The 10,000-nt window shown below is 62.0% G+C and carries 11 protein-coding genes and 1 pseudogene; 7 read left to right on the top strand and 5 right to left on the bottom strand.

Annotated features, from left to right (window positions below):
- A partial coding sequence (locus LDL37_RS03760) for an inositol monophosphatase family protein (protein WP_290794558.1) occupies positions 1–581 on the top strand: 581 nt, incomplete at its 5' end.
- A 67-nt stretch (positions 582–648) separates the two neighbouring features.
- Here LDL37_RS03760 and LDL37_RS03765 read toward each other — a convergent pair.
- The 3 genes from LDL37_RS03765 to LDL37_RS03775 all read right to left on the bottom strand — a co-directional run bounded on the left by LDL37_RS03765 (position 649) and on the right by LDL37_RS03775 (position 4,288).
- Positions 649–1,293, bottom strand: a complete 645-nt coding sequence (locus LDL37_RS03765; RefSeq protein WP_290794561.1) for a TetR/AcrR family transcriptional regulator — start codon at positions 1,291–1,293, stop codon at positions 649–651.
- A complete protein-coding gene (locus LDL37_RS03770; protein WP_290794564.1) occupies positions 1,294–2,154 on the bottom strand; it encodes an SDR family NAD(P)-dependent oxidoreductase in 861 nt (286 codons plus the stop codon). It abuts the gene before it with no gap.
- Between the two features lie 283 nt (positions 2,155–2,437).
- Positions 2,438–4,288 (bottom strand): ABC transporter transmembrane domain-containing protein, encoded by a 1,851-nt coding sequence (locus tag LDL37_RS03775; protein ID WP_290794567.1) that lies wholly within the window; start codon positions 4,286–4,288, stop codon positions 2,438–2,440.
- A gap of 134 nt (positions 4,289–4,422) precedes the next feature.
- Between LDL37_RS03775 and rpmE the strand changes: the two genes are divergently transcribed.
- Positions 4,423–4,647, top strand: coding sequence for a 50S ribosomal protein L31 (gene rpmE, locus LDL37_RS03780; protein ID WP_013479216.1), 225 nt, complete (start codon positions 4,423–4,425; stop codon positions 4,645–4,647).
- 130 nt (positions 4,648–4,777) lie between these two features.
- On the opposite strand, the gene LDL37_RS03785 is transcribed toward rpmE, so the two are convergent.
- Together LDL37_RS03785 and LDL37_RS03790 are read right to left on the bottom strand one after the other, a co-directional pair.
- Positions 4,778–5,923 (bottom strand): ionic transporter y4hA, encoded by a 1,146-nt coding sequence (locus tag LDL37_RS03785; RefSeq protein WP_290794572.1) that lies wholly within the window; start codon positions 5,921–5,923, stop codon positions 4,778–4,780.
- A 116-nt stretch (positions 5,924–6,039) separates the two neighbouring features.
- Positions 6,040–6,456 (bottom strand): cupin domain-containing protein, encoded by a 417-nt coding sequence (locus tag LDL37_RS03790; protein ID WP_290794575.1) that lies wholly within the window; start codon positions 6,454–6,456, stop codon positions 6,040–6,042.
- Between the two features lie 297 nt (positions 6,457–6,753).
- Here LDL37_RS03790 and argB point away from each other — a divergent pair, with 297 nt between their 5' ends.
- The 5 genes and pseudogenes from argB to LDL37_RS03815 all read left to right on the top strand — a co-directional run.
- Positions 6,754–7,695 (top strand): acetylglutamate kinase, encoded by a 942-nt coding sequence (argB, locus tag LDL37_RS03795; protein ID WP_272741356.1) that lies wholly within the window; start codon positions 6,754–6,756, stop codon positions 7,693–7,695.
- Between the two features lie 76 nt (positions 7,696–7,771).
- Positions 7,772–8,422 carry a pyrimidine 5'-nucleotidase gene (locus tag LDL37_RS03800; RefSeq protein ID WP_290794579.1) on the top strand — a complete coding sequence of 217 codons (651 nt, stop codon included), beginning with the start codon at positions 7,772–7,774 and terminating at the stop codon, positions 8,420–8,422.
- An 89-nt stretch (positions 8,423–8,511) separates the two neighbouring features.
- Complete coding sequence (locus LDL37_RS03805; protein ID WP_290794582.1) at positions 8,512–8,853, top strand: hypothetical protein; 342 nt, start codon at positions 8,512–8,514, stop codon at positions 8,851–8,853.
- A 1-nt stretch (position 8,854) separates the two neighbouring features.
- On the top strand, positions 8,855–9,673 hold the full coding sequence (locus tag LDL37_RS03810) for a DUF2145 domain-containing protein (protein WP_290794585.1): 819 nt from the start codon (positions 8,855–8,857) through the stop codon (positions 9,671–9,673).
- Between the two features lie 100 nt (positions 9,674–9,773).
- A pseudogene (locus LDL37_RS03815) lies at positions 9,774–10,000 on the top strand (2,3,4,5-tetrahydropyridine-2,6-dicarboxylate N-succinyltransferase); the annotation flags it as partial.

Genomic DNA, 10,000 nt, shown 5'->3' on the forward strand with positions numbered 1-10,000 from the left:
AGGGCCTGCGCGAAGGCACGGACAAGACGCACCGCTGGATCGTCGATCCCATCGACGGCACCACCAACTTCATGCACGGCATCCCGGTGTTTGCCTGCACCGTGGCGCTGGAACGCGATGGAGAGATCGTCGCGGGCGTAACCTATAACCCGATCACCAACGACCTCTACTGGGCCGAAAAGGGCAAGGGCGCCTATCACAATGACCGCCGCCTGCGCGTCTCGGCGCGCAAGGTGATGGAAGACAGCCTGATCGCCACCGGCCTGCCGTTTGTTGGCAAGACCGGCCATGCGCAAGCCCTGAAAGAACTGCATCAGATTATGCAGCGCACGGCGGGTATCCGCCGCTTGGGGGCCTGCTCGCTCGACCTCGCCATGGTGGCCGCGGGTCAGGTGGATGGCTATTGGGAACGCGGGCTTAAGCCGTGGGACATGGCCGCCGGGACGCTGCTGATCACCGAAGCCGGCGGCAAGATCGGCTCGCTGGACGGCGATCAGTCGCCGCTGATCACCGGCGAAATGCTGGCCGCCAATCACGACCTCTATCCGCAACTGCTGGAAAAGCTGCAACTGGCGAAGTGAGCCGTCAGTCCTTCAAACAAAAAGCCGCGCAGAGCCGTCTCTGCGCGGCTTTTTGTTTGAAGCGGGATCAGGCCTCGATCAATTCAGCGGCACTGACGGGCTGCGTCACCGGCGCAATGCCGCGAAAGACCATCCCGATAAGCTTATCCGCTTCTTCGGCGTTCATCATGTGGAAGCGCCCGGCCAGAAAGCGGAACATCAGCGGGCCATAGATCAGATCAAGACCCATCTGCATGTCGATGTCGCTGCGCAGGTCGCCGCGCTCGACGCCCCGCCGCCAGATGGTGGCCACGGCTTCGCGGCGCTGGTTGAGGAAGCTTTCCAGCAGGGCCTGATTGAAGGTTTCATCCCCCTGCCCTTCGGCGATCAGTTGCGCCAGCGTGCGCCCGGCCGCCGACGAATAGAAGGCCATGGCGTCGCGCATCGCCATCAGGAAGTCGCGCTCCGATGAGCCCGTGTCCGGCACGACGATCTCATCGCTCATACGCGCCATAAAGGCATCGAAGGCGATATGCAGCTTGTTCGGCCACCACTTATAGAGGGTCGCCTTGGAGACCCCGGCCTTGCGCGCAATGGCTTCGGCGGTGATGTCGCGCAGGTTCCCAGCCTCCAGCAGGTCGAGCGTTGCCTGAAGGATCTGTTCGCGCGCGCTTTCCGAGCGCGGACGACCACGCGGGCGCTTTACGGGGGGCGAGAGAGTGTCGATGGTCATTTACGCGGCCTCGGATTGATACAAACTCAGATTACGCCAGGCCGACAGTTCGGCCTGCAGGGCGCTCAGGCGACGCAGCGCCCGTTCATAGGCGCGCGCGCCCAGCACCAGATGACCGGGCGCTTCGGGCAGGTCCATGGCGCGCAACACGGCTTGCGCCCGACCGGCCATGACCATCTCGTCCAGTTCTTCCTGCCACAGACGCGCAGGCCCAAGTCGGGTGTCATAGTCCGCGATCACCTGACGCGCGATGATGCGGGCTTCGGGGCCGCCTAGCATACCGGGGTCCACGGTCGTCACCTGAATGCCGAGCGGTTTCAGTTCCTGCGTCAGCGACTCGGACAGGCCGATCACCGCCCCGCGCACCGCGTGGGTCAGGCCAAAGCCGGCCGCCTGCTCCAGGTGACCAGACGCCAGCGTCACCACATGGCCGCGGCGGCGTTCGCGCATGTGCGGCAGCACTTCGCGCATCACATTGAGCACACCGAACAGATTGGTCTCAAACAGGCGGCGCACTTCGAGGTCGCTCGCCTCCTCCACCGCGCCGATCAGGCTGGCGCAGGCATTATTGACCAGAATATCAATATGGCCAAAGCAACGGATGGCCGTATCAACCGCCACACGCACTTCGTGGGCGTCATCAGAATCCATGGCCAGCGCTACCAGCGCATGGGCATAGTGTTCGAACCCGATGGCAAAGGTTTCCGGGCGGCGGCCCGTGGCCACCACGAAATCGCCGCGTTCGAGCGCGGCACGCACCAGTTCACGCCCAAGGCCATGCGAGGCCCCTGCGATAAACCATACCCGGTGGCTTTCCGACGCTTCGGAAACCTCTCCGGAGTCCAACAAATCATCTGACACGGTACACGATCCCAAGGCGGCCGGTGCGGGTGAGGACGGCCAAACTCATCCGGATGGGGGGAGGTTCCGGGTTGCAGCTATATAAAACTGTACGTACAGTATATCAATGATATGAAGACGTGAATACGTATTCAGTCCGTTAAATACATGACTTCAAAAGGGAAAATTTTTCTCGCATGGGTAGATTTTATCCCCGATCACGCGATTTACGGCCTTATGATACCATTTTGCACACAACCGTAACATTTATTGATGCCGACCGCTGTGTTGCGCGCGAGGAGTCTCAGGCCCCGAATTGCAATTCAGCTAAACGGGCGTACAACCCGCCCTGCGCCACCAGTTCCTCATGCGTCCCCTGCTCGACCACGCGGCCTTCGTCCATCACTACGATGCGGTCGGCTTTGAGCACCGTGGCCAGCCGGTGGGCGATGACCAGCGTCGTGCGCTCGCTCATCGCCTCGTTCAGCGCATCCTGCACCAGACGCTCATTCTCGGCATCCAGCGCCGAGGTCGCCTCATCGAGCAGCAGGACCGGGGCCTGACGCACCAGCGCCCGGGCAATCGACAGGCGTTGCTTCTGCCCGCCGGAGAGCGACTTGGCGCGCTCACCCAGAGGCGTGTCAAAGCCCTGCGGCAGAGCCTCGATAAAGGCCTGCGCCTGCGCCTTCATCGCGGCCGTCTGTATCTCTTCGGGCGTGGCGTCTTCGCGGCCAAAACGGATATTCTCGGCGGGCGAGGTCGAGAACAGGGCGGCGTCCTGCGCCACCAGAGACAGGCGGCGGCGCACCGCCTTGGGGTCGGCCTTGGCGATATCAACGCCATCGAGCGCAATCGTCCCGGTCGTGGGCTCGTAATAACGCAGCAGCAGCTTGAACACGGTCGATTTCCCCGCCCCCGACGGCCCGACCAGCGCCACCGTCTCACCGGGCTGCACGCTGAGCGAAAAGCCGCTCAGGACCGGCTGTTCCGGGCGTGCCGGATAGGCAAAATCGACCTGCTCAAACACCACCGCTCCGCGCGCCGGTTCCGGTAACGGCAGAGGATGGGCGGGGGCGACGATAGTCGGCTGTGCCGTCAGCAACTCGTCGATGCGGCTCATGGCGCCGGCGGCCTTTTGCACATCGCCCCAGGTTTCCGACAGAGAGCCGACCGACCCGGCGACCAGCACCGACAGCATGACGAACTGGATCAGCGTCCCTTCCGACATCTCTCCGGCCAGAACGGCGCGCGAGCCCAGCCACAGCACAAAGGCAATGCCGCCAAAGACCAGCGAAATGACCAGTGCCGTCATCAAAGCCCGCGCCCCCATGCGTTTCAGCGACTGGCGAAACGCCGTTTCCACACCCTCGCCAAAGCGGCCGCGCGCATAGTCTTCGCGCACAAAGGCCTGCACGGTTTCCAGCGCGTCCAGCGTTTCACCCGCCGTGCCGACGGCGGCAGCAAAGCTGTCCTGCGTCTGGCGCGTCAACTGCCCTACCCGCTTGCCGAAGGTGAACAGCGGCACCAGCACCACCGGGAAGATACACAGGACGAACAGGGTCAGTTTGGGGCTGACGAACATCAGCAGGATCAGGCCGCCGACGAACGATATGCCGTTGCGCAGCGCCATGGAGATCGAGGTAGACACCAGGGTATCGACGATCTGAAGATCGGTGGTCAGGCGCGAAATCACCTCACCCGTGCGAATTTTCAGGAAGAAACCGGGATCGAGGCCCAGAATGTGGTTGAATACATCCTTGCGCAGATTGGCCACCACCCGCTCGCCCAGCTTGGTGATGTAGAAGTAGCGCAAGGCGGTCGCCAGAGCCAGCACCAGCGCCACCCCGGCCATCACCCCGAACCACAGGTTCAGTTGCGACCCGTCCTGAGAGCCAAAGCCATTATCGATCAGGTAGCGCGAAGCGACCGTCAGCGACAGGGTGGCCCCTGACGACAACAACAGAAAGAAGATGGCAAAGACCGCATCGACCTTCAGCCGTGCAATATAGGGCCACAGGCGCAATAAGGGTTTAAGGTTGCGCGTTTTTTCGCGCCCAGCCGCGGCAGAGGTGATCTGCCCTACCAGTTCAGCCCCCGATCCGGGGCGGTCATTGAGGGCGTCGGCGTCGCTGTGCGGGGGTGTCTGTGCGGTCATAAACCCGCGTTTAATGCGTTATGGCTTGCGCCGCAACGCCGCTTACGCTATGAGCCGCGCTTCGCTGTAACAGCTTCACCCTTTCTTCGCGTCCGCATCCCTGCTGGCCGGACGTTTTTAAGGACTTAATAGAGATGAAAAAAGACGGTCACCCCGACTATCACTGGATCACGGTTACCCTGACCGACGGTTCGTCCTATCAGACCCGCTCGACCTACGGCAAGGAAGGCGCTGTCCTGAACCTCGACATCGACCCCCGCACGCACCCGGCGTGGACCGGTGGTCAGAACACCCTGCTTGACCGCGCTGGCCGCGTGTCGCGCTTCAACAACAAGTTCGGTGGTTTCCTTAAGAAGTAACTGTGAGCTGACGCTCACGGGCTTAAGAAGTAAGCCCCGAGACTTCGTTGAAAGTTTCAAAACCGGCTCAGGCAACTGGGCCGGTTTTTTGTTGCCCTCTCCCCGTAGCGTAGCTACGGGGAGGGTGTTTTTACGGCACCACGGTCACGAACAGATAGGTGGCAAAGATCACCAGATGCGTCACGCCCTGCAACACGGTCGTGCGCCCCGTGCCCAGTGAAAAGATCGACACCACGAACGACAGCAGCAGCAGGACCATCGACTTGGTATCGAGCCCCAGCGACAGAGGCCAGCCCATGACGACGCTTAAGACCGCGACCGCCGGAATGGTCAGGCCGATGGTCGCCAGAGCCGAGCCCAAAGCGAGGTTGAGGCTGGTCTGAAGGCGATTGCGGCGCGCCGCCTTGATGGCCGACAAGCTTTCGGGAGCGAGCACAAGGGCGGCGATCAGCACCCCTACCACGGCCAGCGGCAGACCGGCGCCCACCACCGCCTTTTCGATATGCGGCGACAGGCTCTTGGCCAGCAGCACCACCCCGGCCAGCGCCACGATCAGCACGCCAAAGGCGATCAGGGTCTCTTTGAGCGTCGGCGGCTCGGCATGGACGTCGGGTTTCAGGTCGCCTTCGCCTGACGGCAGGAAGTAGTCGCGATGGCGCACCGTCTGCACCAGCACAAAGGCGCCGTAGAGGATCAGCGACACCACGGCGACGAAGATCAGTTGCGACGGCGAAAAGAACGGCCCCGGCACAGAGGAGGTGAAGTTCGGCAGGACCAGCGACAGGGACGCCATGGCCGCCAGCACACACAGGGCCGAACTGACGCCTTTGAGCACAAAGCGCTGCTCGTGATGGCGCACCCCGCCAACCAGCAGACAGATGCCGACAATACCGTTCATGATGATCATGATCGCCGCAAACACCGTGTCGCGGGCCAGAGTCGCCGTATCGCCTGACCCCGACAGCATCAGCGACACGATCAGCGACACCTCGATAATCGTCACGGCAATGGCCAGAACCAGCGTGCCGAAAGGCTCACCTACGCGGTGCGCCACGACTTCGGCATGGTGCACGGCGGCCAGAACGCAGCCCATCATGATGATCGCCGCCCCGATCACACCCGCCAGCCCAAGATAGGAAAGATGCGCCAGATAGGCCCCCATCCCTAGAAACGGTACGACCAGCGTCCATAAGGGCAGGACCGCGTGCGCGGGGGTATGCGGCTTGGTAGACTCTGCCGACAAAGCGTTATGGCTTTCGGGTTGGGTTCCTGGCATTCGGTCGCGTAGCTCCTGTGTGGCGAGGGGATGGCCCGGACGGATCAACAGGCCTTTGTTCTGACATAGGGTGCCCGGTCACCGTTTCAAACCCGGACGGAAGCGATTTGTGCGGTTTATCCCGGTTCCCAGCCCGGCGGGGCCATTTCAAATCCGGCAAAATCAAAGCCCGGCGCGACCGTGCATCCGACCAGAGTCCAGTCTCCCACGCTCTCTGCGCTTTGCCAGCCGCCAACCGTCACCACGCCCTGCGGCCTCTGCCCGCTCAGCACATCCGGCCCCAACACCACCTCCCATCCCCGCCCTTCGTGATGCAGGCGGAGTTTCAGCGGCGCACCGGCATAATAGTGCCAGACCTCGACGGCATCTATGCGATGCCAGTGCGAACGCTCCCCCACCTGAAGCAGGTAATAGATGCACGACGACGCGCCGCGCCCGCCCGAAGGGTTATCGCGGAAGGTTTCGACATAGTGCCCGCCTTCCGGATGCGCCTGCATCCTCAATTCAGCAATGATAGCCTGAGCGTCGGTCATGGCGCGTCTCCTTTGCAGCCCTTAGCTTAGCGGAATGATTTCAAATGGAATCATTCCGCTCAAACCGCCATTGAGGCGGCGGCCAAGGTGGCGAAGCCACCGCCCGGCGAGGAGCTAAATAAAAGCTAGATCATTATGTTTCTACCAGAAATCATAATGATCTAGCCTGAATTTTGCGGCGCATCAGGCATAAAACGCTAATGACACGCCGTCGCATATCCTGTAATGCGCGCGCTCATCGTACTGTCACCTTTTGCTGATACGCCGTCAGGTGTAACCGGGGTAAGTCTTCCTGAAATGATCATTCAGACCGCCACGACCGAAACCATCGAAGAAAACGGCTGGGCCACCGCCAAAACCTTGGCCGAAGCCCTGCCCTTTATCCAGATCTACGACCGCGAAATCGTCGTGGTGAAGTACGGCGGTCACGCCATGGGTCAGGAAGAAACGGCGCGCATCTTCGCCTCGGACATCGTGCTGCTGAAACTTCTGGGCATCCATCCGATCGTCGTGCACGGCGGCGGGCCGCAGATTTCGGCCATGCTGGGTCGGGCGGGCGTCAAATCAACCTTTATCGACGGCCTGCGCGTCACCGACGAAGCGACCATGGAAATCGCGGAAATGGTGCTGTCGGGTGCGGTGAACAAGGAAATCGCCTCATGGATCACGCGCGCCGGACAGGAAGCCGATGTGCGCGGTGTCGGCCTGTCGGGCAAGGACGCCAGCCTGATCACCGTCGAAAAGGCGACGCGCCTGAAAAAAGACCCGGATTCGATGATCGAACAGGTGGTCGATCTGGGTTTTGTGGGTGAGCCCAAGCGCGTGGACGACAAGCTGCTGCGCACCCTGATCGGTGATCTGGAACACGACTATGTGCCGGTCATCGCCCCCATCGGCGTAGCCGAAGACGGCGCGACCTATAACATCAATGCCGACACCGTGGCCGGGGCCGTGGCGGGTAAGATGAACGCCAAGCGCATGTTGCTGCTGACCGATATTGCCGGAGTGCTGGACGGTGAAAAGCGTCTGATCCGTCAGATGACGGTGTCGGAAGCCAAGGACCTGATCGAAACCGGCGTTGCGGTCGGCGGCATGATCCCGAAGCTCGAAACCGCCATTGCCGCCATCGACGCCGGCGTGGAGGCCGTGGTTATCCTCGATGGCCGCCGCCCGCACGCCATGCTGGTCGAGCTGTTTACCGAGCACGGCGCGGGCACACTGATCACGCGGGATGCGTAACCCCTCCTCCCTGTGCCGCAGGCATGGGGAGGAGAAGGGGCTTGAAACGGCGAACGAAAACGCCGAAACAGGCGGTATGAGCCCGCATGTTCAAAACCTCCCGCACGTTTCCACCTGGCTGTTTGACCTCGACAACACCCTCTATCCGCCCGAAGCCGAGGTCATGGCTCTGGTCGAAGGCCGCATGACCGATTTCGTCATGCGTCAGACGGGCCTGCCGCGCGAAGAGGCGCGCACGCTCCAGAAAAAATACCTCTATGAGCACGGGACGACGCTGGCCGGGCTGATGGCCTATCACGACATCGACCCCTATGCCTTTATGAATGAGGTGCACGACGTGTCGCTGGACGGTCTGGTCCCCGATGCGACCCTGAATGCCGCCATCACCGCCCTGCCCGGCCGCAAGCTGGTCTTCACCAATGGCGACGAACAGCACGCCTATCGCATTCTTGACAAGCTGGAGATGACCCCTCTGTTCGAGGATGTGTTTCATCTCGGCCATGCCGACCTGATCCCCAAGCCGAACCTCGTTACCTTTCACCGCATGATGCAAAAGCACGCAGTGACCGGTCCCGAAACCGCCTTCTTCGAAGACAGCCCGAAAAACCTCAAACCCGCGCACGAACTGGGCATGACGACCATCCTCGTCGGGCCGCACGCCGAAACCAATGCCGATGCGTTCGTACACATCCGGGCGGCGTCGCTGAAAGTTTTCCTCACGAAATGAACGGCGTTCAAAAATTAACTTGACGCGCTGGAAATTCTGAACCATGTTCAGTGAACGCCGTTCACAGGCGTGTCACGGAGATCATGGTCATGTTCAAGCCGATTGCCCTTATCCTGTTCGCGTCTGCCCTTGCCCTGCCCGCCGCCGCGCAGGACAGCCTTGAAAACACCTCCAAGGCCGCGGCCAATTCGGCCGAAGCCACCGCCCAGTTGTCGGGCGCCGGCGTGATGGTGGTGGCTGGCAGCGCCGCCCTGCCCTTCGTCGCCGTCGGGGCCTCGGCGGAAAGCACCGGTGCGGCGATCCGCGATTCTGGTGAAGCCGTCTGGGACGAAGCCAATAAACCGCTGACGGTCAGCCCCGAAACCGTGGTGGCGCAGGACGCGCCGAAGGTTCCAAACGAGGCCGAAAAGCCCCAAAAGAAGGCGCAGTAAGGTGTGGCGGGCGGCGCTGCTGGCCGGCTCTCTGGCGATCTCTGGCCTCCTCCTGCCTACCGGCGCGTGGGCGGGCAACGAATCCGGCGACAGCGCCGCCAATGCCAAACCGCATTTCAGCCCGCCGGAAGCCGCCGCCTTCGCCAAACAGATCGAGCAAAATCTGGCGGCCAGGGGCGCGCGGGTGGCCATCGTCTTTCGCACCAGCCGCCCGCACGACAAGCTGCCGCCCGGCATCGCCTATACGCATGGGGCCTTCTGGGTCCACAGCGACATCACCACCGCCGACGGACGCCACCTTCAGGGCTATGCGGTCTATAATCTCTATCACGGCGACGGAAAGACCCTGCCGGTCAGCCAGTCCTATCTGAAGCAGGACTTTCCGCTGAACTTCGCCAGCGTCTCGGCCGAAGACGATGTCGGGGTCATAATCCCGACACCGGAAATGCAGCGGCGGCTGCGGGCGCTGATCGGCACGCCCGCCTATGCGCACCTGCACATCAGCGACTATTCGCTGGTGTCCAATCCGCTGGATGCGAAGTACCAGAACTGCGTCGAATTTGTGCTGGATGTCGTCGCGGCGGCGGCGTGGGAGACCGACTCCTACCCTCAGATCAAGGCCAATCTGACGCGCTGGTTTGAACCGACCACTGTCAAGGCCGGATTCCTGCAACGCACGCTGGGGCCGATGGCCGATGCGCGCCTGCGCACCGACGACCACCCCGGCGCGATCCGCACCGCCACCTATGAGAGCCTGTCGGCGTTTATGCTCAAACATGAACTGGCCACAGAGGCCTATGTCATCAAACGCGCTCAGTAAACAGCGCCTGAGCGTGAGCGAAAAAAGAAACCTTGATCCGAAGGATCATAGGTCTTAAGGCCCTGTCATTCCTTCTTTGACAGACCTTATGAGAGCCGCCATGTCCGACCTCGCCGCCTTCCACGACGATATCGAAGCCGCCTGGGAAATCCGCGACACCCTGTCGCCGTCCACCACCGGTCCGGTGCGGGATGCGGTGGAAAAGGCGCTGGGCCTGATCGACAATGGCCGCTTCCGCGTCGCCGAAAAGATCGACGGCGAATGGGTCACGCATCAGTGGCTGAAAAAGGCCGTGCTGCTCTCCTTCCGCCTCAATGGCAACCACCT

Origin of the sequence: Asticcacaulis sp., from assembly GCF_020217185.1 — a bacterium.
Taxonomy (GTDB): Bacteria; Pseudomonadota; Alphaproteobacteria; order Caulobacterales; family Caulobacteraceae; genus Asticcacaulis.

Coding starts and splice junctions, on each gene's coding strand:
- LDL37_RS03765 (WP_290794561.1), bottom strand. CDS start 1,293: ATGACCATCGACACTCTCTCGCCCCCCGTAAAGCGCCCGCGTGGTCGT.
- LDL37_RS03775 (WP_290794567.1), bottom strand. CDS start 4,288: ATGACCGCACAGACACCCCCGCACAGCGACGCCGACGCCCTCAATGAC.
- rpmE (WP_013479216.1), top strand. CDS start 4,423: ATGAAAAAAGACGGTCACCCCGACTATCACTGGATCACGGTTACCCTG.
- LDL37_RS03785 (WP_290794572.1), bottom strand. CDS start 5,923: ATGCCAGGAACCCAACCCGAAAGCCATAACGCTTTGTCGGCAGAGTCT.
- LDL37_RS03790 (WP_290794575.1), bottom strand. CDS start 6,456: ATGACCGACGCTCAGGCTATCATTGCTGAATTGAGGATGCAGGCGCAT.
- argB (WP_272741356.1), top strand. CDS start 6,754: ATGATCATTCAGACCGCCACGACCGAAACCATCGAAGAAAACGGCTGG.
- LDL37_RS03800 (WP_290794579.1), top strand. CDS start 7,772: ATGAGCCCGCATGTTCAAAACCTCCCGCACGTTTCCACCTGGCTGTTT.
- LDL37_RS03805 (WP_290794582.1), top strand. CDS start 8,512: ATGTTCAAGCCGATTGCCCTTATCCTGTTCGCGTCTGCCCTTGCCCTG.